This window comes from Tunturiibacter gelidiferens (assembly GCF_051013345.1).
Classification (GTDB): domain Bacteria; phylum Acidobacteriota; class Terriglobia; order Terriglobales; family Acidobacteriaceae; genus Edaphobacter; species Edaphobacter gelidiferens_A.
On record NZ_CP132939.1, the window covers coordinates 3748278 to 3775058 of the forward strand.

The window sequence follows — 26781 nt, forward strand, 5'->3', positions numbered from 1 at the left end:
GCTCATGCGAGCAGTGTAGGCTTGTTTCCACGTTGAACATTCCACTTATGACACACGGATTTTCAAAGAACAATCAAAGTTCGGTTGACGATTTCTACCGGTTCGGCGATTTCGAGCTACACCCGAAGGAGCGGCTCCTGAAGAGAGCTCGGGTTCCAGTCGAACTCCAGCCCAAAGCCTTCGATGCTCTCCTCTGTCTGGTCCGGAGGGCGGAACGCCTTATAAGCAAACAAGAGTTGATCAACACTCTGTGGCCATCTATCCATGTGAGTGAAACGAACCTTACCAACACGATCGTGAGCCTGAGAAAAATTGTTGGGCGGGACGCGATTCGCACGGTTTCGAAGCATGGCTATCGATTTGAACTGGCAGTGACGGGTGAGCCAGGCATTGCGCAACCGACCTATGAGAAATTTATGCGCGCGAAAGAGTTGACTGCTCAACGCTCGTTGGAGTCAATGCATCTCGCGCGCGATCTGTACTGGACCTGCCTGGCCGCAGATCCAAGCTTTGCCCCTGCCTGGGCTTGGTTGGGTCGGTGCTGCTGGTTCCTTGATAAATTCAGCGGCAACTCTTCGGCGAATTCGGAGCTGGCACATGCCGCATTTCAGCGAGCGTTCACCCTCGATCCGGAGTTGGCGTGCGCTCATCAGTTCTACACCCTGGTGCAGGTAGACACTGGACATGCGGATAAGGCTATGGGTCGACTCCTTGAACGGTTGGAGCGCCATCCTGGGGAGACGGAATCGTTCACTAGCCTTGTTCAGGTGTTTCGCTTTCGAGGATTGCTTCTAGATTCGGTTGAAGCGCACAGACGAGGAGTTGAGTTAGATCCGGCTCTCGTCACAAGCATTGCTCACACGTTGTTCCTTGCTGGAGAATATGCGTCTGCCATAGAGCACTATAGCGGACGCGCTGCATACTATCTCGACGCGGCGGCCTGGGCGGCCTTGGGTAATCGAAAGCGGGCGATTACCCTGCTGCGTGAACGGCTGGGTAGTATGCCGTTATCCAAGTTGATGAACGCTCTCATGAGTTCGCTGCTGGCCGTTCTTGAAGGCAGAACGGATGAGGCAGTCCATCTTATGGAGGCGGCGGATACGGCTCGCGAACCCGAAATCGCCGTTTATTTCGCACGTCACTACGCCCGGCTCAGGATGACAGATTTCGCCGTAAGAGCCTTGAGGCGGGCGGCGCAGTCCGGCTTCGTCTGCGCACCCGCCACTCTAACTTCAGACCCTTGGCTGAGCGTTTTGAGGAGACATCCGGAGTTCGGCTCCCTATTGAGCACAGCGGAAACTCTGGTTGAGGAAGCACGATCAAACCTCGACCCGTCTCCCAAGAGTTGGGCATCTTGACCCTCAATCAAGGACGGGAATGTAGGTAGGCGACTGTGACGGCGCGATAATGCAAAATCACTCGGGCGGGTCGCCGCGTTGAAGGCATCCTGCAGAATTTTTGGATGCATTTGCGTATGATGTGTCTCTGTTCGATTCGACGTTTTGGCTGAGATCGAACGAGGAGGCTTCGCTTGCGAGTTGGTCTAATGACACGAGAGTATCCACCCAATGTCTACGGGGGCGCCGGAGTTCATGTTGAATATCTCAGCCGGGAGTTGGCCAAGTCGATTGATGTCGAAGTTCACTGCTGGGGCAAACAGTTCCTTGATGAAGGGAACCTTCATGTCCGCGGCGCGGAACCGTGGTCGGAGATCGCCAGAGGAACTAACGAGAAGTACAAGACGGCGCTCGAAACGCTGAGTCTCAATCTTGTCCAAATGAAGTCGCTTGCAACCATCGATATCGTGCACACGCATACCTGGTACGTGGCGATGGCGGGCTTTCTTGCAAAGAAACTCTTTGACGTTCCGTTTGTACTGACAACGCACAGTCTGGAGCCGCTGCGTGCGTGGAAGGCGGAGCAGCTTGGTAGCGGGTATGCGATGAGTTCGTGGATGGAACGCACCGCGATCCTGGATGCGGATGCGGTGATCGCCGTCTCAAACGGCACCAAAGAAGATATTCTCCGCGCCTACCCTGAGATCAAGCCGGAACTCATTCACGTTATCTACAACGGTATAGATCTGAAGGAGTATCAGAAAACTGCGGATACGTCAGCGCTGATCAAGTATGGAGTTGATCCGGCTATGCCTTATGTTCTGTTCGTTGGTCGGATCACGCGGCAAAAAGGCGTCACGCATCTTGTCGAAGCGATTCCTCATCTTCCGAAGGGGACACAGGTAGTGCTTTGCGCCGGCGCGCCGGATACACCGGAGATTGCGGCCGAGATGCGCGAAAAGATTGAGGAGGTCAGCAAGATAAACTCGCGCGTGGTGTGGATCGAGAAGATGGTGACAAAGCCGGAGGCGATTCAGCTTTACAGCAACGCAGCTGTCTTTTGTTGCCCATCTGTCTACGAGCCATTTGGCATTATCAATCTTGAGGCGATGGCATGCCACGCCCCGGTTGTGGCGAGCGCTACGGGCGGAATTCTGGAGGTTGTGGTGGACGGTGTGACGGGCTACCTTGTGCCGTTCGAGCAGGACCCTGCGACCACGTTTCCTTCGAATCCTGAGAAGTTCTCGCGTGATCTTGCGGAAAAGATCTCCGATCTTCTTGCTGATCCTGAGAAGGCGAAACTGTTCGGCGAGGCGGGCCGCAAACGTGTGGAAGAGACCTTTGCATGGTCGGCGATCGCGGAGCAGACGATCAATCTTTACCGAACGCTTCTCCGAGGACGCAGTGAGGGCGAATCGTCACAGTTGATAGCAGCATCTTGAAATGAGGTACGCTGAGACCAGAGGGCCCACGAGCGCTCCTTCTTCACCGATAACGTCACCTGAGACACTTCGACATTGCGATCGTCCGTTTTTGTGTCATGAAACGATCTGCGCTGCGACGCCGAGGTCGTCGAAAAATTCCTGCATACGTTGTGGCACGCAAAACGCCTGGGCACCTCCGCTTGCTGTTGTGGAGTAGGCCCCGCATGCATTGCCCAATGCAAGGCAGTCCCTCACCCCGGCGCCGTGGACGAACGCGTGGAGAAATCCGGCGTTGAAGCTGTCGCCGGCGCCTATGACATCAACGACCTCTGTGGGATGCCCGGGGGCTTCGAAGCGTAATCCTCGATGCATGACCAAGGCACCTGCGGCTCCGCGTTTAATGACCAGCATAGGAATCATCTCGGACAGCTTGCTAATCGCATCTTCCAGATTGGACTCATTCGCCAGCCGGCAGGCTTCTCGTTCGTTGGGCATCAGGATATCGAGATGGGCGAGGGTCTCTGTGATTGGACCCTCCCATAAATTCTCCGGGTCGTCATTGGTATCCAGCGAGGTAGTCAGGCCAGCTTGGCGCATTGTGGCCAAAAGCTTTGGCACGTCGTCGCGTAGTCCGCGTTGGAGGAAGAACGACGACAGGTGAAAGTGTCTGCCAGAGGCAAGATAGGCAAGGTCGAGATCTTCATAGCGGAGATCAGAAATTGTGCCCGAGTAGGTAAGGGCGCGACGACTGCGTTCATGTTGTAGCAGCACGGTCAAGCCGGTGCCGATCTCTGGTTTCGGAGCGACGGCATGCGACAGGTCTACGCCTGCACGAAGAAGAGGTTGCAGACAAAGATCCGTGAACGGATCGGCACCAAGCTGCGGGATGAAGCCGATGTGACTGCCGAGGATGGCGAGGTTGTGTGCGGTGATGGCAGAGGAACCGCCGAGCGTCAGAGCCATGCTGGTGGCGAGAAATTCTCGCTCGACGGGAAGCTCTTCCGGCAAACCGTACATCAACAAGTCCATCGTGATCTCGCCGGCCAACGTTATATCGAACTGTGCCAACTTACCTCCCAGGCGATTTTGTCCTGCCGTTTTTGAGATCCGATCCCTCATGAGCGCGTGCGGAGTTGCGTGCTTCCGGTCATCTGCTGTCTGCGGAGTAGCCACAAAGCGATACCCAGCGTAGCCCAGACGGTGCCCGCCCATCGCGCCGTTGCGCCGAGATTGAGCCACAAAAAGAAGCAAACTACGAAGCCGGAGAGAGAAAGCACAATGGGAAAGAATGGGTTCGTACCATCGTCACGATAGGCGCGATAGGCTAGTACCGCAGATGCGGCGTTCACACCCATGAAGGCCAGTAGAGCGCCGTAGTTCAGCAGTTCAGTTCCGAGTTGATAGCTCATGGCCAGCGCGCCCGCCAGGACGATCGCGCCGATCAGCAGAACGTTGTTCTGTGGGATGCGACGAATGGGATTGAGCGCGCCGAAGAACCTGCGCGGCAAGGCTCCGTCTTGCCCCATGGCGAACAAGAGCCGTGCCGCTCCTAATTGCGACGCCATGCCGGAACCGATGGTTGCGATCAGAAGCGCACCGTTCATCAATGCGAATAGAAAGGGACCTCCGGCGCGCTGCGCGATCGCTACATAGGCCGTGTCAAGATCAGGGAAGGCTACGCCGCGTGGCCACACCAACTGTGCCAGATAGACCTCGATGGAAGCGAGAACACCAGTGATGAAGCAGGTGAGAATGATTGCACGCGGAATAGTCCGGGCTGGATCGTGGGCCTCGTCGCTAAGGGTCGAGATCCCGTCGAAGCCAATGTAGGTAAGCACAGCGATCGAGGTGCCACGGAAGACGGCGTGAGTAGAGAAGGTACTTCTATCGTAGATAGGGTTCATATAGAACGCGAATGACGACGTATGCAGATGGAAGATGTATCGCACGGCGGCGACCACAAAAAGAATGATCACAACGCCTAATCCTGCTGCAACAGCGGAGTTGATGCGCGCCGAGGTTTCGACGCCTCGCAGGTTGAGGATGGTGAAGAGTCCTGCGAAGAAGAGCACCCAGAGAATGTAAGGGACTTCCGGAATGAAGTTGATTGCGGCTTTACTGCTCCAGATAGTGCAGATCAATGGATTGAGAATGTAATCCATGGCCATGCACCAGCCGGTCATGTAGCCGAGAGCCGGATGCAGCTCTTCGCCCACGTAGGTGAACGCAGAGCCGCCCTTGGGATAGGCGCGCGCCATGCGGCCATAGCTGTACGCGGTGAACAGCATGGCGATTAGCGCAAACAGAATAGCCAGCACAACGTGCCCGCGCGACTCCTGGTAGATGACGCCGAAGACCGGCATCGGCGCTGTCGGTTGAATCAAAATGATGCCGTAGAGGATGAGGTCGCGATAGCGCAGACTGCGCTTCAGCGTGACCGTCTGTTCGTCGCGGTGCAACTCAGTTGGGATCATGCTCTTGTTCCCTTTATTGATGAAGCGTCGCACACTGGGGTTACAAAGCCGGCTCGGGCTTCTCGGGAGTAAGCTGAGGGCCGATGCTCACCGGTTCTACATTCCACCCTTCTATCTTCACCTTCAATCCAGACTTCCCGCTCAAATCGACGTGGGAGAGGATGTCGGGAGGCAGCAGTGCAGTCAAGTCACGCTCTTCGCCCGGCATCAGTTCGATGTAGTTATCGCTCCAGGTAATGCGTGTCAGCTTCGCCCCTTTGGCATCATCGAGCTCAGCTGCAACTTGAAAGGCCAGTGCCTTCGACGGATTCGATACGTGCAGATAAACCATCGTCCCCGAGCTTCGCGCGGTCGCTGTGACGCGTGAAGGTGCCAGGCTCTGCAGCGCTGTCATGTCTTCAGATATCTTCGTCGGTGTGTGTGTGTAAGTAGTCTTTGCCCAGTCGAACTCGGTCAGCTTAGCCGGCACCCAGTAGAAGTTTCTGCTCTCAACCGTATCCTTCGCATTCTTCAACTCCAGCTGAACAAAGTACACGGTGGATGGAGTTTGAAAGACCTCTTGCGGGATGTCGAATGCTTTGATCGAGCTATCGGGGCCGACATCCAGAGCGGTGGATTTGCTGAACAACTCTTTCAAGTTGATGTCATACACATGAGCAACTGCGGTTAGACCTGGCGCAGCCTTGTAGAGGCTGTTGACGACATAGATACTGTGATCATCATAGGAGTACTGCACATGCAACAACTCGCACGCTTTCTTTGTCCCGTAGTATCCCCCTGCTGCATCGAGGTAGTAGTCGTAGAGGTGCCAGATGCTCGAAGGCCAGGCGTTGTTGAGCATCCATTGAATAACGCCGGTTGAGTTGTACTTGTTGCGGCCATAGGCCTCGAACATCGCACGCTCGCCATCGAAGGCCATAGACTGGGCGACCTGGTTATAGCGCGCCGCGGTCTTTGCTTCGCCATAGGTTGCGGACATTGCGTCGTTGAAGACGTGAATATTCTGGAAGCCTTCGCCGCCCGCGTGATATCCCCACACTGCGTCCTGCGGCCAATGATGATCAGGCGGCAACATCTTCTTCAGACTATCCGGGGAGGGAATTGCTGGACCTGGGCTGGTCTCGGTGTTGAATCCATAGGCCCCGCCATACTTGGTATCGACGAGCCAATAGGAAGGCGCAACAAAATCATACGGGCCAGTCATCTTGACGCCGCTCTGACCGCTCACGCTGGTTGGTGTTGCGCTGGCCGAAGACACGATGGCATTTGGCCAATGCGTCTGGTCGAGAACTTTCAGGTAGGCCGTCTCGACGTTCGCGGGCGGCGGATTGTCGCTTCCGTTCAACCACGCAATCAAGCTGGGATGGCTGCGGATGCGCAGGATTTGAGATTTCAGCGAAGCCGTAGCGACGTTCAATGTATCGGGCGTCCACTTATCCCAGTGCTCCCAATGATCGCAGCAGCACCAGCCCGCGATCACCAGAACTCCTTGCGCATCGGCCAGGCGAAAGAACTCGTCGGTCTCCATCTTGCCTTCCAGACGGATCGTATTCAGGTGCATGTCATGCACCATGCGAAACTCTTCGGCAAGCCGCTCGGGCTGTTGACGAAGCAGCATATCCTGCGACCAGCCTGCACCACGAATAAGAATGGGCCGCTGGTTGACGCGAAACAAGCGGTATCCCTTTGCGGTCAGCTCAGAGTTAACCTCGCGTATACCGAAGCGGCTGGACTGCTCATCGGAAACCATGCCATCCAGAAGGAAGCGAAGAGTCAGGGTCTGGAGCGGATGCGCACCCTGGTCCGCCGGCCACCATACCCGCGGGTGTTCGATCCGGAGTTGTGGAAAGTCGCTTGGCGCAAACGAGACTGTCTTCTCTTCGCCCGCAGCCAGGCGCACGAGTTGCGAGATGGGTATGCCGGCGGCCGTTCCTTCGAGACGGCCTTCGACTGGATGGTCTGTCGCGTTGCTGACTTCGGCGCGGACTGTAAGTTCCGCCGTCTGCAAGGAGGCATCCGTGAAGTGGGTCGTCGCCATTGGCGAACGGACCGCTACAGGTCCACTTGTCGCCAAAGAAACGGGCCCCCAGAGACCCATGTCTTTATCGGGCGGGCACGGATTCCAGTCGACCCAGTTGATGCCCAGGTCGGTCGGAGTGGGGGCAAATGTTTCCACGGCTAGCACATTTTCTTCACCTGGCCTTATGGCTTTGGTGGCGTCGAATTCATACGTACGATAGGCACCCTGGACCTGAACTGAGTCGGCGATCTTCCGGCCGTTCAGCCAGATGTCGGCGCGGTAATTGATGCCGCCAAAGCGTAGCCAGATCGTCTTTCCTCGTTCGCTAACAGCAACGTGGAAGGTCTTGCGATACCACCAGCCACAGCGGTAGGGGCTGTCCGCTGGCATGTCAAGGTTCGAGAAGTTTTCTCCCAGTGGGTAAGACGTTCCCGGGATCGAACGCAAATTTGTACCTACGAAGGGATCTTTAAATTCGCCTGCCGTAACCTGAACCGCAAGCACTGTTGCAGGAACACTTGCGGGATACCAACCCTCGGTTCGCGCATTCGGCATGGAGAGTTCTGCGCCCACGCCGTGGACCTTGCAATCCGACTGAACCGCCCAACCAGACTTAAGCAGTACCTCAGAGAGCGGACTGCTTGCCGCGGCGTGTGCTGCCCCTGGGATGCAGCAAGCCAGACGCCTATGACCAATAGGCGGCTCAACACCTTAAGGCAATTAATCGTGCGCGCTCGCAGAGTCATGCTCCTTATTACCTCCAGAAATTTTCCTTGCGTCTGCTTCCGCGACTCACTTCAGACGAGATTCAGGCAAGAGATCGAATGAAAATTGACGATTAGGGAGTCGCGCTCTCTGACATCGATGCGGACGACGAACGAATATTAGAACGTTTGAATAATAATTGCAATCAGATAAAGATATCGGATCAAACAGAAAGCCGCGCTATTCTTTTTTCTTCGCGTCCGCCCTTGAGCCGCAACAGCGACCCGCCTTCCAGGCACCGACCGCACAAGCCGTTTCGCCGTCGATTGGCGGATGACCAACTCTGGAGGCAACAAGTGCAGAGTGCCGGAGAGGGAAGTGGTCCCCACTGCGGCATGGGACGGCTTTGTGTCAGCGAGCGAGTCGAGCACCCACCTGGCTGCCAGGCTTCCCATTTGCTCCATTGGTTGGCGGATAGTGGTGAGGCCGGGTGTATTCACGGCGGCGTGGGGAATGTCGTCGAAGCCGATGACGGAACAGTCCTCGGGTACGTGCCGTCCCGTCTGGCGCAGCGCCCGAATTGCGCCCAGTCCAGTCAGATCGTCGAAGGCGATGACGGCAGTGAACTCGGCTCCCTGTTCAATCATCGCTGAGATGAGCCGATAGCCTCCCTCGAAGCCGGATGTGGGGTCGTCGGCTGCCGGAAGTTGTCCGACGCGTTCACGAGCGAGCGGTAGTCCGACTTCAGCCGCGAAGCGCTGGATTCCGTTCCAGCGACGATCACTGTCGGCCAGTTCGGAAGGACCACGGAGAACGGCGATCTTACGATGGCCAAGATCATAAAGATGCTGCGCAGCGGCGTATCCACCAGCCTCGTTGTCTACCTGTAAAGAGCGAACGCGGCTTGCAGTGAGGTCGCGGCCCACACCTACCATGGGAATCTGGCTCTTCCGAAAGTCGGCGAGCTGGTCGAATTCACCGAAAAGCCAGTTGGCGACAAGGATCAGCCCCTCGACCCGGTGCTCAATCATCATCTCAAGATGGCGTCCAAACTGCTTGCGCTGGTTGTGCGCGATCATAATGATTGGAAGGTAGGTCGTCGGATGGAGTGCCTTCTCGATGCCTTGCAGGATGAGCGTGCAGAACGGATCGGAGATGTCGGAAACCAGGATGCCGATAGTGTGGCTTCGGCGGCTGCGCAGTGAGCGGGCCGCCGCGTCTGGACGGTAGCCAAGTTTGCTGGCGACGGCGCGGATATGCTCTTTGGTGCTAGCAGCAACATAACGTGAGAGTGGCGCTTCGTTGAGCACGAGGGAAACGGTGGAGATAGAGAAGCCGCTGACGCGCGCAACGTCGGCGAGAGTGATGCGCTTCGTGTAGTGATTTTGAGTTGGCAAACGGCGCGACCCCATACGATTATAAAATCTGCGGTAGCTGTTGCCGAGTGTAACGGAAGTTGTTCGAGCGCGCTCTGTAGAAGCCGCGGATGGCATCCTTTCGCTCCTTGTGATTGGCGAATCGATTTTCTTGACACTACAGCACCGTTCCTCAGGAATGAAATCCTGTCGTGACTCATAATCTGGAGAAATTATTGCTGCGCGGCATCCTGCGCGTCGGCGGACCGGTCACCCGAAGGGTCTTGTTGCAGGCGATCGTTGAACGACTTCAGCAACTGCGCAGCCGTATCGAATTCTTGATGAGCGTTCGCGGACTGGCCCAGGCGTGCCAGAACCTTGCCCCTGGCGTAATGCACGCTGGCGCTTTGCGGCGCCAGCGCTTCGGCATGGTCCAACATCTCCAATGCTTCCTGGTAGCGGGCGGCATCCCGATATAACTTGGCGAGACCGAAGTAAGAGTTTACGAGCGCGCTGTTACGTTCGATAGCTTGTCGGAAACTGCGTTCGGCTTTGGCCGGTTGATGGAGTTGGGTGTACAAAATACCAAGATCTTCGTAGTTGTAGGCAAAGTCGGGTTCGAGGGCTGCGTCCTTTTGTAATTCAGTCTCGGCTTGAGGATAAGCATGCTGCTCGAGGTAGGTGCGCCCCAAAAAGTAATGGACCAGGGGAAGGTCGGGGCGAGCGGCTACGGCGGCGCGGAATTCCTCTAGCGCTTTTTCGGTATTGTTTTCGGCCAACCAAGCCTTCCCGACATAGAGATGGAACTCTGGCGTGTTCTGGCCGATCGCCAACATCTGATCGAAGGCCTTCTTTTGCAGGGGCGGGTTGGACGATTTACTGGCCGCTATGCTCAGAACATAGAGATAGTTCAGATTCGTGAATTCTTGCTCCCACAGCGGCGTGAGGGTATTGCTGGCTTCCTTGTACTTGTTCGTAAAAAAATAACAGAGCCCCAGCAAATACCGTGCCTGAAGCGAATCGGGCGCACGCTGTAGGGCTTCGGAGAAGGGTTTGATGGCCGCGTCGAAGTCGTTCTTGCGATAGTGGGCAAGACCGATGTTCAGTGGAATACCGGGCACGTGAGGAGAGAGCAATTCCGCTTGATGCAGTTCGACCAGAGCATCATCCCATCGCCGCTCCCGCATATAGGCGACGCCTAGATTGACGTGGGCCGCACTCGACTTAGGGTCGAGAGCAATCACTCGTCGAAAGTCCTGTTCAGCGGTACCAAGTTGGCCGCTTTGCATGGCCTGCATGCCTTGACGGAAGAGCAATGCAGGATCTGCAGTGGTGCTGGCGGAGTTTTCTACGGAGGCGGGCACAGCTTCTGGCGTCGCCGCGATTGAAGCTTGCTCTGTGCCGCGAGCGCGGGCCTGTGCTGCATACAGGAAGCAGAGTAACAACAGAGATCGAAATCCTTTGCAGCGATTCAATGGGTTTCTGCCTTCTGCGGCAGTGTACTGAAGACCTGCCTATGACACATGCCAATCCAGGTGGAAATGAATAAATGAAAAACTTTTTCTTGACAAGGTATTCAATCGTTCTAATATAAGCACATTCAGTTCTGCCAACGCATCGCAAAGGGAATCTTTTTCTAGAACTGCCACTTCTTTTCGTTTCCTGAGTGCTCACGGAGGCATTTAGTCATGTGGTCCCAACGTTCTCATTCCTGTGATCAAACCGTGCTATTCGCTCTTTCTCACTCGCCATTCGACACCGCCCGGAAGTCAGGGAAGACGTCTCCGTCGAATGTCTCTCGCTATGTGCTCTTTGCGCTGTGCCTTCTCTTCCCAGCGTTACTGGTTGCGCAGCAATCAAGTTCCATCGACGGTTCGGTTAAAGGACAAGAGCGGTGCGGCTATCCAGAATGCCAAGGTGACACTCACCAATGTGGCCCAAAATACCAGCGTCGAGGCCGCCACCAACGCGGCTGGCGAGTACTCTCTGCCCGGTCTTGAGGCCGGCACCTACAATCTGCAGGTCACCTCCCCGGGGTTCGAGAAATATTCTGCCAACGGGATCATCGTCCGCGTCGCGCGTAAGGAGCGGGTGGACGCGCAACTCACGGTTGGAGCCGTAACTGCCGAGATCCAGGTAAGCGGCAGCGACTTGGGCGTCGTGCAGACGGAGTCGCCTGAGATTTCCTTCACGATCACGGGCAAGCAGATTACGCAGCTCGTGTTGAACGGCCGTAACTTCAGCCAGCTCGTCACCCTGTCCCCCGGTGTTGTCAACCAGACCAACCAGGACGAAGGTGAGACCGGAGTTGCCGGCAGCGTCGAATACAGCATGAATGGCGGCCGCCCTCAGTACAACAACTGGGAGCTCGACGGCGCGAGCATCATGGACAACGGCAGCAACGCTACTCTGAACGTCTACCCCAACGTCGACGCCATTGCGGAGACCCAGGTGTTGACCTCGAACTACGGCGCTCAGTATGGCCGTAACGCATCGGGTACTGTGCAGGCCCAGACAAAGTCGGGTACAGACCGTCTTCACGGCGAGGCATTCGAGTTTCTCCGCAACGATGCCTTCAATGCGCGCAACTACTTCCAAACGTCGGTCCCAACTTATAAAAAACATGACTACGGCTACACCATCGGCGGGCCGGTTTACATACCGCACTTCTACACTCCCGCGGTGAGGAAGACCTTCTTCTTCTTCTCTCAGGAGTTTCGCCACGAGAATGTGCCGGGTACTGACTTTAATCAGGCCGTCCCCTCCGATGCTGAGCGTACCGGAAACTTTTCCGACCTTTGTCCATCCGCTGATTGTCCGATCGATCCGGCAACCGGCAACCCCTACCCGAACAATCAGGTGCCCGTCGATCCCAACGGGAACGCCTTGCTGGCACTCATCCCCGCGGCAAACACGTCGGTCAACGGATCTCCGTACTACGTTGCATCTCCCGCTCAGTTGACCACCAACCGAGAAGAGCTTTTCCGCATCGACCAGGTCTTCAGCGAAAAATTGCGCGGCTTTTATCGCTTCATCTACGACTCCTGGTCTACGGTGAGTTCCTCTCCAACCTTTCAGACGAACGCATTTCCCACCGTTCAAAACAGCTTCGCCGGCCCCGGCATCGATATGGTGGCCAGCCTTACCTATGCTGCCACGCCGTCGCTGGTCAACGAGTTTGTGGCCGACTACACCACCGATCACATCACTCTCACCAATGTCAGCAAAGGTATCGATCGTAGCGGCTTCACCGGCAATGGCTTCTTCAACAATGGCTACGGCGGAGTGCTTCCTTCGATCATCCTCATTGGGAACGCCTATGGCGGGGGCTTTACAGTCAATACCGGTTACTTCCCGTGGCAGAACTCGAATCCCACCTATAGCTACCGCGACGACCTCACCAAAACTCTCAACCGCCATACCCTCATCTTCGGCGTCAGCACGATTGCTGCGCAAAAGAACGAGCCCTCTACAGGAAATAATCAGGGGACCTTTACCTTCAACACCTCTGCAACGGCCGTGACCACCGGGAATGCCTTCGCCGACCTGCTGACGGGCCAGATCGCCCAGTTCTCCCAGACCTCGGCTCAGCCGAAATACTACAACCGGTACAAGATCGTTGAGCCTTACATCCAGGACAACTGGCGCCTGACTCCGAAGTTGACCCTCAATCTTGGTCTTCGGTTGAGTCTCTTCGGCACTTATCACGACATCAGTAACCAGTCCGGCAACTTCGAGCCTTCGATATGGAGCCCTTCGAACGCACCAACGATCGATGTCGATGGGGTACTCACATCCACGCAACAGCAGGTGGGAGCGATTGTGCCGGGCACCGGAAACATCTTCAACGGCGTGGTCTCCTGTGGCAAAAATGGGGTCTATTCGGGCTGTATGAGCGGGCACCTCTTGAATCCTGCACCGCGCCTTGGATTTGCTTACGACGTCTTCGGCAACGGAAAGCTGTCAGTCCGGGGCGGCTATGGCATCTTCTTCGAACACACCAATGGCAACGAGAGCAACTCCGAGTCTCTGGAGGGTTCCGCCCCAGTGGTACAAACTCCGAACAAGTACAACTTCACCGGTTACACCAACGCGGGCGGAGGGGAGTACAGTTCCCGCTAAGCGTGTTCGCAATCCCAACCCACGCTGTGTGGCCGTACGTCGAGCAATATAATCTGGCGGTCCAGGGTGAGTTGCCAAGCCATACGGTATTGCAGGTAGCCTATGTCGGCAGTGTTGCCAGGCATCTGCCCACCTGGTCTGACTTGAATCAGCTAAGGCCCCTGTCAGCGGCTGAGAACCCGTACGGCCCAGGCCAGTCGATCTCTGCTGCAGATTGTGGAAGTATCACGGGTAGCTTCTCCGGTCCCACCCCTATAGCGGCACAGTGAACGGTCAGCCGGTCACCGGAAATGTCCTGAACCATCTGATCGTCGCATGCGGTCTCTTCGATGGCGCTGCTCCCTATCGGCCCTATGGTGGCCTGAGTGGAATCAATAACTCGACCAATTCCGTCAGTTCGAGCTACAACGCTCTCCAGATCGGTGTCAGCCGGTACTTTGGTGGGCTGAACGGCAGCCTGGCATATACCTACGGTCACTCCATCGACGAAGGTTCGAACGGCGCGTATGGAGGGACTGAAGTAATCAACAGCTACAACCTTAGCCAGAGCAGGGCGAGTTCAAACTTCGACGAACGCCACAGCCTTGCAGTCAGTCTGGTCTATGACATTCCCCTCTTCACCCAACCCGGACTTCTGCACTCGGTTCTCGGAGGATGGCAGGTCTCCGACCTCACCATCTTTCAAACCGGCACGCCCTTTAGCCTGACCAATCAGGCCTACACGGATAATGCCGGAACCTATCCGGATATCATTGGGAATATACACGGCAAAGTCGCGGTCAAGTATCCCGCTGGGCAGGGGCCACGGCTTTATAACAGCGAAGCCTTTGCCGCTCCTCAAGGGCTCACCTATGGCAACGCCGGCCGCAACGTTCTCAACCTCCCGTCTCGCACGAACTTCGATATGGGGCTATTCAAGAACTTTGCTATTCGAGAGTCCATGCACTTCGAGTTTCGTACGGAGGCATTCAACGTCTTCAACCATACTCAGTGGAGTACGATCAATTCGTCCACAAGTTGCTACACCGCTCCATCGAGCTGTTCGACCGACCCCTTCCTGACCGCGACGGCAGCGCACAACGCGCGCATCCTTCAACTCGCCGGAAAATTTGTCTTCTAAACAAGATGAGAGAAGGAAACAGGCTGGTTGGAATCCCTCAGTGCGGTTCAGCCAGTATTTCTCCGGCTGCTTGACTCAGACCGGCGCAAGCTCCGCATCACAAAAACCCGGAGGCGATACGAATGCCGTCAGCACGGATGTCCTTAGTAGTGCTTGCTTGTGCATTTTTAGCTGGCGGTTCACCGTTGCAAGCAGACACACCACTGTCCATCATGCCGCTGCCAGCCCATGTGGTCGAGGGTACGGGCAGCTTTCCGATCGATGGCGGATTTCAGATTGTCTTCCAGGGCCACACCGAACCGCGACTGGAGCGGGCGCGCGACCGCTTCCTGATCAATCTCACACGCGAGACCGGAATCCTTCATTGGCCCGCTTCCTCTGTGAATCAGCCTCAGTTCGTCATAAGGACAGCAGAACCGAGTGCAGAGGTTGAACAGCTCGGAGAGGACGAGTCCTACCGCCTCGAGATCGCGCCAGCCAGAGTGCTGTTAAGCGCTCCGACCCCGCTCGGCGTTCTGCATGGGCTACAAACATTTCTTCAGCTGGTGCAGACGTCGCCGCAGAGTTTCGTCGTCGCCTCGATGACGATCGAGGACAGGCCGCGTTTTGCTTGGCGCGGTTTGATGATTGATGCAGGACGGCACTTCATGCCGCTCGATGTAATCCGCCAGACGCTGGATGGAATGGAGGCTGTGAAGCTGAATGTCTTTCACTGGCATCTATCCGAAGACCAGGGCTTTCGCGTAGAGAGCAAAGTCTTCCCACTGTTACAACAAAAGGGATCCGATGGCCTCTATTACACACAGGCCCAGATCCGCGACATCATCGAGTACGCGCGCGACCGTGCTATACGCGTCATCCCAGAGTTCGATATGCCGGGCCACGCCACTTCGTGGTTCGTCGGATACCCGGATCTGGCGAGCGGCAAAGGCCCATATCGGATCGAGCGTAAGTGGGGCATCTTCGATCCGGCGATGGACCCGACTCGCGAAGCCACCTACGAGTTTCTTGACCGCTTCATCGCGGAGATGACAGCGCTGTTTCCGGACGCCTACTTCCATATAGGCGGCGATGAGTGCAATGGCAAGGAATGGCAAGCAAACTCACGCATTACGCAATACATGCGCGCGCATGGAATCAAGGATACTGCTGCCTTACAGGCCTACTTCACTGGTCGTGTTCAAAGGTTGGTCACGAAGCGCGGGAAGATTGCAGTCGGCTGGGATGAAGTGCTGCAGCCGGATACGCCCAAGGACGTCGTGATCCAGTCATGGCGCGGACAGGATTCCCTTGCGCAGGCCGCGCTGCGTGGCAATCGTGGCATTCTTTCCGCGGGTTATTACCTCGACCTCAACGAGCCGGCATCTCAGCACTATGCGGTTGATCCACTCGAGAGCGGGGCCGTCAAACTGACTCCAGAGCAGCAAAGCAACATCATGGGCGGTGAGGCGGCTATGTGGACAGAGTACGTGACTCCGGAAACGATAGGCAGTCGCATCTGGCCCCGCACCGCAGCCATCGCCGAGCGGTTGTGGTCGCCGAAGGAAACGAATGACATCGACTCGATGTATCGACGGCTTGCGATTGTCTCAAGAGATCTCGAATATTATGGCCAAACTTACCGCTCCATCAGCGAGCGAATGCTACAGCGCATGATAGGCGATGGGGATCTGTCCTCGCTAAAGGTGCTGGCTAGTGCGGTCGAACCGCCAAAAGAATACGCTCGCGAGGAGTTGGGGACCTACGATAGTTTTACTCCGTTGAATCGAATGGTTGACGCTGTGCCCCCAGAGAGCGATTGCGCTCGCGAATTCCGTGACGTGGCTAATCGCATCGCGATTGGAAAGGCCGCGTCATCGGACTGGCAACAGGCGAAGCAGTGGCTCACTCTCTGGCGTGACAACGATGCCGTGCTGCAGCGATACTTGCCGCAGTCTGCATTGACCGCGGAACTTGTGTCGGTTTCGCGCAATCTAAGTATGGCTGCGACTATTGGCTTGTCGGCTCTAGGTTCTCTTGAGAGCCACGAGACGGTCAGCCCATCTGCTCGGCAAGAGCAGCTCTCCTCACTAAAATTGCTGGAAGCGCCACATGCTGTCCTCCTTGATATGGTCGTTCCTGGAGTGGAAGTCTTAGTGACAGCAACTCGCTAAGCTAAGACTTAAATTCGCTGATCGCTACACTATCGGTAAGCAAGAGGTTTCCAATCTCACCATCGAAGTCTTCGATCATGATGCTCCTGTACCCACGACGTGCGGTCGAGCGTACAGGTGAATGAAGTTCCCGGGGTCGAGGTCTACGAGTTTCAGGTCAGGCATTGACTACTACGGGAGATGGAAGGTTCACTTATCGACGCGAACATGGGGGCCTACTACATGTGGATCAATCAATCGCGGCTCGCAGGTGCCAGTCAGTCACGTTTTCTGGTCTGGCTCGAAGGGCAACAGCATGCGTGTGCGATTTCACCCACGCTTGCTGGAGGAACGACCTCGACGGCTTCGGCTAATTTGTGGCAGGTGCTGGAGTGGATGAGATAGAGCTTACGGTTGCACAGAAGTCATCGAAACTAAGACACAAAGACGCTCCGATAAGCTGAATCTCGAGTTTCCAGCTACATCGCTCTCGAGGTCCAAGGCTGCGTGCGGTGCCGTTATGCACAGCGGACGCGAGGGAGTCGACGTTTGACGTAGTAGGTTCGAGCGCCACGGTGTATTGCTTCTCGACTCCGGTTGCGGGCCATGCTCCTGCACAGATCCACATGCCTAAGAAGGGGAGGGTGTTTGGATCGAACCGAACGACGAGCCCTTGGCCGACCTTTTCCCGGTAGAGTGCGCCCCAGCCAAACTTTCCCATGCGGGCAAAGAGTTTGTGTGCCGTTCTTCCATCCTTCTCTCCAACTCTGCTGAGGTCCACTACAGTTCCCAAGGACGACTGCGCTCGAGGCCACGGGGCGGAACTATTTCGCATGACCAGATCGACAGCTGAATACTCAACCGCGACCTCTTCGATCTCGCTCGGTAGGACGATACGGTCTCCCGCGTCGACTCGGAATAGCGGATGGGCGGACCAGAGCCACGTCGTAGGGGAGTCAGACGAATTAAAAGGTCGTACTCGAGAACGAGACAAGAGTCCTGCAAGGTGGCGCGTCGGGTTAGGCTTAACGGCCTCGACGTCGCACCGGCGCGAAGGACAATGCTCTCGTCGTGAGAGTCGACATTCCAGTTGATCCGCCATAGATCGCCGTGGTCGGGTACTGGGGCTTCGTCCGCAATGCTCCCGCAACTTGCAACGCTCGGAAGGCACTCGTCAAAGCCACCGCCGTCACTCTCGTCGAAGTTTGCTGCCGACCTGACTTGATGGTAGCTCTTCAACGGTGGTAATAAAAACTCCTCTCCCGTGAGCGTACTGCGCAGAGACGTGATCTTACCGCCAAAGGCTGGAAGAATTCGTACCTGCAGGACGTCGTTTTGAAGCGAAAGTGTTTGTTCGGCGTTCGTCTGTATAGTCATTCAGCTTTCATCGTAGCTCGTACTCAAAAATATCTTGACAGAAAGGAACCGTCTGTGACACTTTGTTTAGCGGTAACGTTCACGTTATTTACACTACGACGTAAATACGTAATTGTGAACGTTACATCGTGTACCTACACATTGTATTGCGCTTAACGCTTTTGCAGAGAATACGCATCTGAGATGCGATCACCCTCGTGAAGCTTCGCGCTTCAATCGAGCAATAAGGAGAGACGTTATGACGGCGAGAGTGACACGGTTGATTGAATCAAAGATATCGAACCCGCAATGCCGGTACGGCGTGGCACGAAGTAAATACTCGCGGATTGTCCGCGCTGCAATTTGTGTGGGAGTCTTTTTCGGATGTGCTTTACATGGGCGCGCTCAGACGCCTGGAATTGCCGAAAAGCCTTACCAAGGTTGGAGCAGCTTTAGTCAGCAGACGATCGCGAGCAACTTTCTGACTCAGGCAAATATGGCTGCTCAATCGGATGCACTATTCGCTTCCGGGCTTCAGGCTCATGGCTTCAACTACATCAACATGGATTCGGGCTGGCAGGGGAGCTTCGATGCAAACGGGCGCCCGATTCCGAATTCCACGATCTTCCCCGATATCACTGCGCTCGTCGCGCACATCCATGCCAACGGGCAGAAGGCCGGCATCTATTGGATTCCCGGGGTGGAATATCCAGCGGTGGTTGCGAACTCGCCAATTCTTGGTACGCCTTACCATATTCAGGACATTCTGGCCGTCCCTTACACCGCCGGGAATGCCTTCGGTGCTCCTGGAACCTCGCCGTACCACTACAAGATCGACTTCACGAAGCCGGGAGCGCAGGAATATATCAATTCCGTCGTAGATCTCTTCGCTTCGTGGGGTATAGACGCGATCAAACTGGATGCCGTGACGCCGGGCTCGTATAGCTATGACCTTTCAATCGACAACCGGGCGGATGTGGCGGCCTGGGCAAAGGCAATTGCACAGAGCGGTCGGCGAATCTGGTTCACTATCTCGTGGGCACTTGACCAGGATTACCTGAGTATCTGGCAACAGTTCGCGAATGCACGCAGAATTGAAGGCGATATCGACTGCGAAGGAAACTGCTCCACAATTACGAACTGGGCCATGGCCTCCTGGCGTTTTTACGATCTTGTGGGTTGGCAGAATGCTGCTGGCCCCTTGGTAGGGTGGAATGACCTTGATTCGCTGGAGGTCATGAACAACACGACTTCAGGCTTGAGCTATGAGGAGCGTCGATCGATAACCACCCTGTGGGCGATGGCGAATGCGCCAATGTATCTGGGTGGCGACCTGACGACTCTGGATGCTTTTGGGAAGCAGCTTCTGACAAATGACGAGGTAATTGCTATCGATCAATCTGCGCACCCAGCCAAGCAGGTTTTGGGTGGTGATACACCAGTGTGGGTGTCGGACATGGGGGATGGGAGCTACTACGTGGCCGTGTTCAACTTGAACGCGTTCCCATCCCGAGTTGCCGTCCCGTGGAACAGTATCGGCTTCGCTCACGCGAGCCGGGTTCGCGACTTGTGGAACCACATCGAACTGGGAAGCCCAGATCGCGGCTTCGATACGACGATCCTGGGTCACGGTGTGCGACTTCTGAAGGTTACAGGTGAAGGACACGCCAGACCAACTGCATCGCAAAGCTATGAGGCCGAGGCAGCGACATTGAGTGGCACTGCTGTTATTGCGGCTTGTTCAGCCTGCTCCGGCGGAGAAAAGGTGGGTGGTCTTGCGCTGGGTTGGAATAATGCGGTGACTTTCAATAACGTCGCAGTGAACAAAACGGGCGTCTATCAGATGCAGATCGACTCGTTGACCCAGGGTCCACGGTCGCTGATCTACCAAGTGAACGGAGGACCTCTTCAAACTCTTAATGCGGGCGGTGGCAGCTTTTTTCTCCCGTCCAGCACGACAGTCTCAGTTGCTCTGAATCAAGGGATGAACAGTATTAGATTCGGAAGTCCGGCTAGCTATCCGCCGGACATGGACCGCATCGTCATTAGTGGAGATGGTTCTGGAGCTCCTCCGCTTCCGAACTCGACGACTTTTGAGGCGGAAAACGCCACGCTGGCAGGCACTGTCACTCCGCCCTATTGCGAGTACTGTTCCGGCGCGGGCGAGGCGGGAAACATCGGTGGCGGCACCGGGAACACTGTGACCTTTACTCAAGTCAACGTCTCCAAGACTGGTACCTATCTGATGGAAGTTGACTATCTCACAGCCGCGCCGCGCTCGTTCTTCATCTCGGTCAACGGTGGTGCCAACACGGAGTTGGATTTGAATGGAAGTAGCTGGAGTCTGCCAGCCAGCACGGTGATTCCTGTCCAGTTGCAGGCTGGATCCAATACGATCCAATTCGGCAACGATTCTGGTTATGCGCCGGCTCTGGATCGCATTGCTATTGCGCCAACCGTAGAATCCCCAACGCTGACGGGAGTGATTGCAAGCAAAACAGGTGGAGAGAATCTGCGCGTCTGGAAGATTGCATTCACCAATTCGGGCACTGGCCGCGCTGCAGACAGCCGGATCAATGCCTTCTCGGTGACACAAGCGAGTGGAGACGGTACTTGTCATCCAAAGGTGAATGGCCAGCTGCCGATTGAACTGAACGGAATCGCACCCGGTGGTCATGCTGTTGTTGATGTTCCGATTGATTTCTCCAAATGCGCCAAATCTGCAACGTTCAACGTGAACCTAGTCTTCTCCGCCAACAATGGCGCTGATGTCGGAGATTTAGTGGGAATAGCGGAGCCGCGATAGCGACCGAAAGCATTTCGTTTTCGAGTCGATCAACAGAAGTGGGCTGCATGCTGCAAAATGCCAAGGAAGCGCTGCAGAGTCATCTGCAGCGCTTCGGGCGAGAGGGAAGCGATCTGAAGTGATGGTTCTGCCCGCAGGCATGTGGCTCGAGTGCAGGATTTGACTGATGGGGAGCGGTCAGAGTTCGCGTCTATTTTGCAGATGGTGACCGCAACTTATGACCAAGTGTTCGATTCCCGTTTCCATATTCGATGGGACTACATCCATCGCCATGCGATGGGAAGGAGCACCGTGAATAGCAGTTCCACGCGCACTTCTGTCCTCCGCTGCTGAGACCGGCGACAATCCGGAAGTTAATGGTCGGGTTTGAGCTGCTGGGCAGTCCGCAGCGGGACATTTCGCCGGAGCGGCCGCGGAGGTGTTGGGGCAAACCGGGGGCGCGGGTTCCCAGGTAACGAGTCAGAAGTACGTCCTCAACGGTCTGTGTCACGAATAAAGATGCTAAATAGCGTGTACGAGCACGAAAGCCACAGGTCCAGTGACCTCATTTACAGGTCGACTTTGATTCGTAGATCCGACTACGCCAAATTCCTATGTTGCTCAGAGTTCAATCGAATAATGTTCAGACACGCCGGATGGCGACATCTCTTCTTGACAATGCAGAATTAGCTGCCTAGAGTTTGAGTTGCGGTAACGTAAACGTATTTTATAAAGTAAGATTCATAACGCGCTAGCCGGATTTTGATCCGCACTCCGGTTACGCAGTCGGCACGTTATCGGGGAATAGGATATGGCAGAACAGAAAGCTTCTACTGTGGACGGAGACATCACTGGCGAAGGGCAGGGTTCTGTGCGGTTGCAGTTACCAGACGCGCCGCTGACGGAAAAAGATGCTGTAAAGGCATGGGAAGAGCCAGTGATGATCCAGTCTTACATGCCAGCCGCACCGGACCTCAATCCTCTGTTCCTCGAAAAGCGTGTGTATCAGGGCAGCAGCGGGCGTGTGTATCCTTTGCCTGTCATTGATCGCGTTGACACAGAGCCACAACTCCGCGAGTGGAAGGCAGTTCACATCGAGAATGAGTTTATACGGCTCATGATTATGCCCGAGATTGGCGGTCGCATTCATGTCGGCTTGGACAAACTCACTGGCTACGATTTCTTCTATCGTCAGAATGTGATTAAGCCAGCTTTGGTTGGTCTCGCAGGCCCCTGGATCTCGGGAGGCGTAGAGTTCAACTGGCCTCAGCACCATCGGCCCGCGACGTTCATGCCGGTTGAAGTAACAATTGAGCGTGATCCGGATGGATCTGTAACGATCTGGTGTAGCGACCATGATCCCATGGCGCGAATGAAGGGGATGCACGGAGTATGCCTGAGACCAGGCAAAGCCTACCTCGAGCTCCGCGTCCGTCTCTACAATCGGACGCAAGATACTCAGACCTTTCTATGGTGGGCCAACGTTGCGACACGAGTGCACGAGAAGTATCAATCCTTTTTCCCAAAAGATGTGCGATTTGTAGCCGACCATGCCAAGCGGGCAGTCACCGAGTTTCCGCTCAGCGAGGGTTGTTACTACGGAATTGACTATGAGCTGCGCGCTGCCCATGGAGTTCCCGAAGACGAGAAGCCCACGAATTTTGTGCCGGATGGGTCATATCCGCCAAACGATTTGAGCTGGTATTCGAACATCCCTGTTCCGACGAGTTATATGGTCGCAAGCTCGAAAGGGGACTTTGCTGGCGGATATGACCACGCTGCCAAAGCCGGAATGGTTCATGTGGCCAATCACCACATCGCTCCTGGAAAGAAGCAGTGGACATGGGGGAATCATGAGTTTGGCTACGCATGGGATCGCAGCCTTACTGATTCCGATGGACCTTACATTGAGTTGATGGCCGGAGTCTATACCGATAACCAGCCTGACTTCTCTTTCCTGGCCCCGGGGGAGACGAAGGTCTTCAGTCAGTATTGGTATCCTCTTCGCGAAATCGGAGTGCCTGATCTGGCGAATCTCGATGCAGCGGTTCGCGTGGAGAGAGAGTGTGGCAAGGTGCTGGTCCATCTCCTCGTCACTCGCGAGTTGCCCAAGGCGATAGTCTCTCTAAGAATTGATGGGAAGGAGATTTCATCCTGGTCAGGCGCATTGAACCCTGTGTCTGCGCTGCACACGGGTTTCTCTGTTGCCGATGATCAACAAGACTTGGAGCTTTTGCTTATTGTCAACGACGAAACTGGCGAGAATGTAGTCCTGCGATATGCTCCCTCAGAGATTGTTGCGGCTCCTTCGCCCACTGTTGCCGAGGAGCCTCCTCTGCCAGAAGAGATTCAATCAAGCGATGAACTTTACCTGACAGGGCTGCATCTAGAGCAGTATCGTCACGCTACAAGAAGCCCTGAAGGATATTGGCGTGAGGCAATCCGGCGAGACTCCGGGGATAGCCGGTCGAACCTTGCGTTGGGGCGTTGGCACCTGAGGCGTGGTGAGTTTAAGACGGCAGAGCACTGCTTCCGCACTGCGATTACCCGTCTGACTGCTCGCAACCCGAACCCCTATGATGGCGAGCCGCACTACAACCTTGGACTGGCGCTTAGCTATCAAGGAAGGATTTCTGAAGCATACGAGGCTTTCTACAAGTCGACGTGGAATGTTGCCTGGCGAGGGCCGGGCTACCACAGGCTGGCCGAGATCGATAGTAGTCGTCGGGTGTGGACGCAGGCGTTGGATCATATTGAGCGCTCACTCCAAGCAGACGTGGACAACCTGAACGCGCGTAATCTTAAAGTTGTCGTACTGCGGCGATTGGGTAGGAAGGCGGAAGCTGAAGCATTCCTCAAACTAACTTGTGAACTCGATCCCCTCGATAACTGGAGTCGGTATCTTGCAACGGGCATTGTCCCGTCAGATGGTCATCAACGATTGGACCTGGGCTTCGACATGCTGCGCAGCGGTCTGCTGGAGGATGCGGTAGTTGCCTTTTCCGCCTGTTCTACAAAAGCGAAGGACGGATCATTCGCTATCCTGCTTTATGCGCTCGCCCACACCTTTGCTCTTCTTGGCCGCAACGAAGATAGTGCCGAGACATATCAGTTAGCCTCCACCGCGGATGCAGCATATGTGTTTCCCAGCCGCCTGGAGGAGATCGCGCTCCTTGAAGCCGCAGTTGTGCAGAATTCGAACGACGCGAGAGCGCCGTACTATTTGGGGAATTTGCTGTACGACAAGAAACGTCATGAAGACGCCAAATCCCATTGGGAGCGGGCGTCGGAGCTTGATCCTACCTTCCCTACTGTCTGGCGCAACCTTGGATTCGCATATTACAACGTTTGCAAAGATGAGAAGAAGTCGCGTGCTGCCTTCTCTCAAGCACGACGATTTGCTCCTACAGACGCCCGTATCGTCTATGAACAAGATCAGTTGCTGAAACGAACGGGTGAAAGTCCTGAGCATCGGCTCGCTGCTCTCGAAGAAGTGCCGGAGCTAGTGGCGTGGCGAGATGATCTATCCGTCGAACTAGCCTCTCTCTATAACCAGGTTGGTCGCCCTGAAGACGCCTTGAAGGTTCTGCTATCGCGTAGATTTCAGCCTTGGGAGGGCGGAGAAGGATCAGTGCTGACGCAGTATGTGCGCGCAAATGTACTGCTTGGCCAGAAGGCCTTGGCGGAGAGAGAGACATCCACGGCGATTCGGAGATTTGAGGCAGCGTGGAACATCCCACATAGCCTCAGTGAGGCCAAGCATCTGTTGATGAATCTGAGCATGATTGACTATTGGCTCGGTGTAGCGCATGCGTCAAATCTCGACGAAACCAAAGCGAAATTGCACTGGGAGCGCGCTGCGAGGCACCGCGGGGACTTTCAACAGATGCAGGTCCACTCGATCTCGGATATAACCTATTGGAGCGCGCAGGCTCTTGTCAGTCTCGGGCGACACGAAGAGGCGCGGAAGATATTAAAGAGCATTTACGACTACTCAGTGGACCTGGAACATCAAGTTCCTAAGATCGACTACTTCGCTACCTCATTGCCTACTATGCTGCTTTTTGAAGAAGACTTGTTAAGACGGCAGGAGATTTCAGCGAAGTTTCTTCGCGCCCAGGCGTTACTCGGACTCGAACAGACAGAGCAGGGATTCAGGTTATTGACCGAAGTGCGCCGCCTCGATGAAAATCACGCCGGGGCTGCAGATCTGTTGGCAGCTCTGGAAGCGGCAGTGAATTAAGCCATGCAGACCGCCCATGTCCCTCTCGATGCAGCCGCTCCGATATCGCCGGCGGAACAAACTCCATATCTGTGGACCATCACACTTGTCGCCGCGATGGGCGGGTTACTGTTCGGATATGACTGGGTCGTGATCGGTGGGGCGCGTCAGTTCTACGAAGCGTATTTTCACCTTAACTCGGAACAACTTGTTGGGTGGGCTAACAGCAGCGCGCTTGTCGGCTGCTTTCTGGGGTCATTGGCTGCCGGGTATCTGGGAAACCCCTTTGGCCGTAGGCGTTTGCTTTTGGTCTCCGCGATCCTATTTTCCATCTCTTCAGGGCTGACTGGTTGGTCGTACTCTTTTTCGACGTTTATTTTTTGGCGAATCGTTGGCGGTATTGCAATCGGGCTCAGTTCCAATATTTCACCTCTATATATTGCTGAGATCAGCCCGGCCTCCGTACGAGGCCGACTCGTCAGTCTGAATCAATTCGCGATCGTTGTAGGCATTTTGCTAGCACAAGTTGCGAACTGGCAGATTTCGAGACCGATTCCTGACCACATAAGCCGCACTGCCTTTCTGCAAACCTGGAATGTGCAGTATGGTTGGCGCTGGATGTTCTGTGCCGTCGTAGTGCCCGCAGTTGTGTTTACAGTCATGTCGCTCTTTATTCCTGAGAGCCCTCGCTGGTTGCTGGCGAGGGGGCGCGACGACGAAGCATATGAGGTTTTGAAACGTGTTGGAGGGTTACCCTATGCGTTGAGTGAAGTTCCTGCCATCAAGAAGAACCTGCAGTTGGAAGCAGGCATGCAAACCTCCTGGAAGGAACTCTATCTGGCAGGAATGCGCAGGATTGTCTTAATCGGCGTAGCTCTTGCCGTACTCCAGCAGTGGACAGGCATCAACATCCTATTCAACTACGCTGCCGAGGTGTATCGGAGTGCAGGTTACGGTGACAACGACATCCTTCTGAACATCGTGATCACAGGAGCCATAAACCTGGTCTTCACGGTTTTGGCAATGCTGATTGTCGATCGCGTTGGGCGCCGACCTATGATGTTATTCGGGTGTATCGGCATCGGTCTTTCACATTTGCTCTCCGCAATGGCGTACCACGCAAGATGGCACAGTAGCGCTATTCTTGTTCTCACTCTCAGTGCGATTGCGTGTTATGCGTTGACACTGGCTCCCGTCACCTGGGTTTTGATCTCCGAGATTTTTCCGAACCGGATACGCTCACAAGCGGTGTCTGTCGCTGTGTGCGCACTGTGGATCGCGTCATTTGCGCTGACCTATACGTTCCCTTTGATCAATCGAAAACTTGGGAGCTCTGGTACCTTCTTGGGCTATGGGGGAATCTGCATGTTGGGGGCGATCTTTGTTTTAGCATTCGTGCCTGAGACAAAGGGGCGGACGCTCGAAAAGATTGAAGCGAGTTTACTGTCCCCAGGGAGTAAGACGGCACTTGATTCAAGCGGGCTTAAATGATCCCGCCTCGCGATGGACCCTGTATTCAATCTGAATCAATCCCGAATCGAAACCTGCGGGGTACCAGCGTTTGGACGCTGGATTCTGACCCGCGCAGCGATTAGCCTTAACTGAAGTGATGGTGCATTGAGGCTAACGTACACGCAGTGACAGCAATGAAATCCAAAATATGCGATAACGTCCGACAAACAGCGACCGAAGCATAGATGTGAAAATAGTTCTTGACAGCGTTTAGAAA

16 protein-coding genes are annotated in these 26781 nt (G+C 55.3%); 10 read left to right on the forward strand and 6 right to left on the reverse strand.

The features are described 5' to 3' along the window. Positions 1-47 precede the first annotated feature (47 nt). Positions 48-1358 carry a winged helix-turn-helix domain-containing protein gene (locus RBB80_RS18770; protein WP_433963986.1) on the forward strand — a complete coding sequence of 437 codons (1311 nt, stop codon included), beginning with the start codon at positions 48-50 and terminating at the stop codon, positions 1356-1358. Between the two features lie 173 nt (positions 1359-1531). Beyond that, positions 1532-2779: a glycogen synthase gene (glgA, locus tag RBB80_RS18775; protein WP_433963987.1), complete on the forward strand. Its 1248-nt coding sequence runs from the start codon at positions 1532-1534 to the stop codon at positions 2777-2779. Positions 2780-2875: 96 nt separating this feature from the next. Here the strand turns inward: glgA and RBB80_RS18780 are convergent, their stop codons facing one another. From RBB80_RS18780 to RBB80_RS18800, 5 genes are all read right to left on the reverse strand, one after another. Then, on the reverse strand, positions 2876-3829 hold the full coding sequence (locus tag RBB80_RS18780; protein WP_433963988.1) for a carbohydrate kinase family protein: 954 nt from the start codon (positions 3827-3829) through the stop codon (positions 2876-2878). Positions 3830-3876: 47 nt separating this feature from the next. After that, positions 3877-5235 (reverse strand): APC family permease, encoded by a 1359-nt coding sequence (locus RBB80_RS18785; RefSeq protein ID WP_433963989.1) that lies wholly within the window; start codon positions 5233-5235, stop codon positions 3877-3879. Between the two features lie 40 nt (positions 5236-5275). Beyond that, complete coding sequence (locus RBB80_RS18790) at positions 5276-7828, reverse strand: glycoside hydrolase family 2 protein (RefSeq protein ID WP_433963990.1); 2553 nt, start codon at positions 7826-7828, stop codon at positions 5276-5278. Positions 7829-8139: 311 nt separating this feature from the next. Beyond that, positions 8140-9453: a LacI family DNA-binding transcriptional regulator gene (locus tag RBB80_RS18795; RefSeq protein WP_433963991.1), complete on the reverse strand. Its 1314-nt coding sequence runs from the start codon at positions 9451-9453 to the stop codon at positions 8140-8142. A gap of 95 nt (positions 9454-9548) precedes the next feature. Further along, positions 9549-10613 (reverse strand): tetratricopeptide repeat protein, encoded by a 1065-nt coding sequence (locus tag RBB80_RS18800; protein WP_433963992.1) that lies wholly within the window; start codon positions 10611-10613, stop codon positions 9549-9551. A 547-nt stretch (positions 10614-11160) separates the two neighbouring features. Between RBB80_RS18800 and RBB80_RS18805 the strand changes: the two genes are divergently transcribed. From RBB80_RS18805 to RBB80_RS18820, 4 genes are all read left to right on the forward strand, one after another. Beyond that, positions 11161-13437, forward strand: coding sequence for a carboxypeptidase regulatory-like domain-containing protein (locus RBB80_RS18805; protein WP_433963993.1), 2277 nt, complete (start codon positions 11161-11163; stop codon positions 13435-13437). Positions 13438-13702: 265 nt separating this feature from the next. Next, a complete protein-coding gene (locus tag RBB80_RS18810; RefSeq protein ID WP_433963994.1) occupies positions 13703-14557 on the forward strand; it encodes a hypothetical protein in 855 nt (284 codons plus the stop codon). Between the two features lie 122 nt (positions 14558-14679). Then, complete coding sequence (locus RBB80_RS18815; RefSeq protein ID WP_433963995.1) at positions 14680-16710, forward strand: beta-N-acetylhexosaminidase; 2031 nt, start codon at positions 14680-14682, stop codon at positions 16708-16710. 180 nt (positions 16711-16890) lie between these two features. Then, positions 16891-17094 (forward strand): hypothetical protein, encoded by a 204-nt coding sequence (locus RBB80_RS18820; RefSeq protein WP_433963996.1) that lies wholly within the window; start codon positions 16891-16893, stop codon positions 17092-17094. Here RBB80_RS18820 and RBB80_RS18825 read toward each other — a convergent pair. Further along, a complete protein-coding gene (locus RBB80_RS18825; protein ID WP_433963997.1) occupies positions 17060-17482 on the reverse strand; it encodes a hypothetical protein in 423 nt (140 codons plus the stop codon). The genes RBB80_RS18820 and RBB80_RS18825 overlap by 35 nt on opposite strands. Before the next feature lie 822 nt (positions 17483-18304). Here RBB80_RS18825 and RBB80_RS18830 point away from each other — a divergent pair. From RBB80_RS18830 to RBB80_RS18845, 4 genes are all read left to right on the forward strand, one after another. Further along, positions 18305-20851, forward strand: coding sequence for an alpha-galactosidase D (locus tag RBB80_RS18830; protein WP_433963998.1), 2547 nt, complete (start codon positions 18305-18307; stop codon positions 20849-20851). Between the two features lie 344 nt (positions 20852-21195). Next, positions 21196-21306: a hypothetical protein gene (locus RBB80_RS18835; protein WP_433969749.1), complete on the forward strand. Its 111-nt coding sequence runs from the start codon at positions 21196-21198 to the stop codon at positions 21304-21306. Positions 21307-21641: 335 nt separating this feature from the next. Then, positions 21642-25073, forward strand: coding sequence for a DUF5107 domain-containing protein (locus RBB80_RS18840; RefSeq protein WP_433963999.1), 3432 nt, complete (start codon positions 21642-21644; stop codon positions 25071-25073). A 3-nt stretch (positions 25074-25076) separates the two neighbouring features. After that, positions 25077-26543: a sugar porter family MFS transporter gene (locus tag RBB80_RS18845; RefSeq protein ID WP_433964000.1), complete on the forward strand. Its 1467-nt coding sequence runs from the start codon at positions 25077-25079 to the stop codon at positions 26541-26543. Positions 26544-26781: the final 238 nt, after the last annotated feature.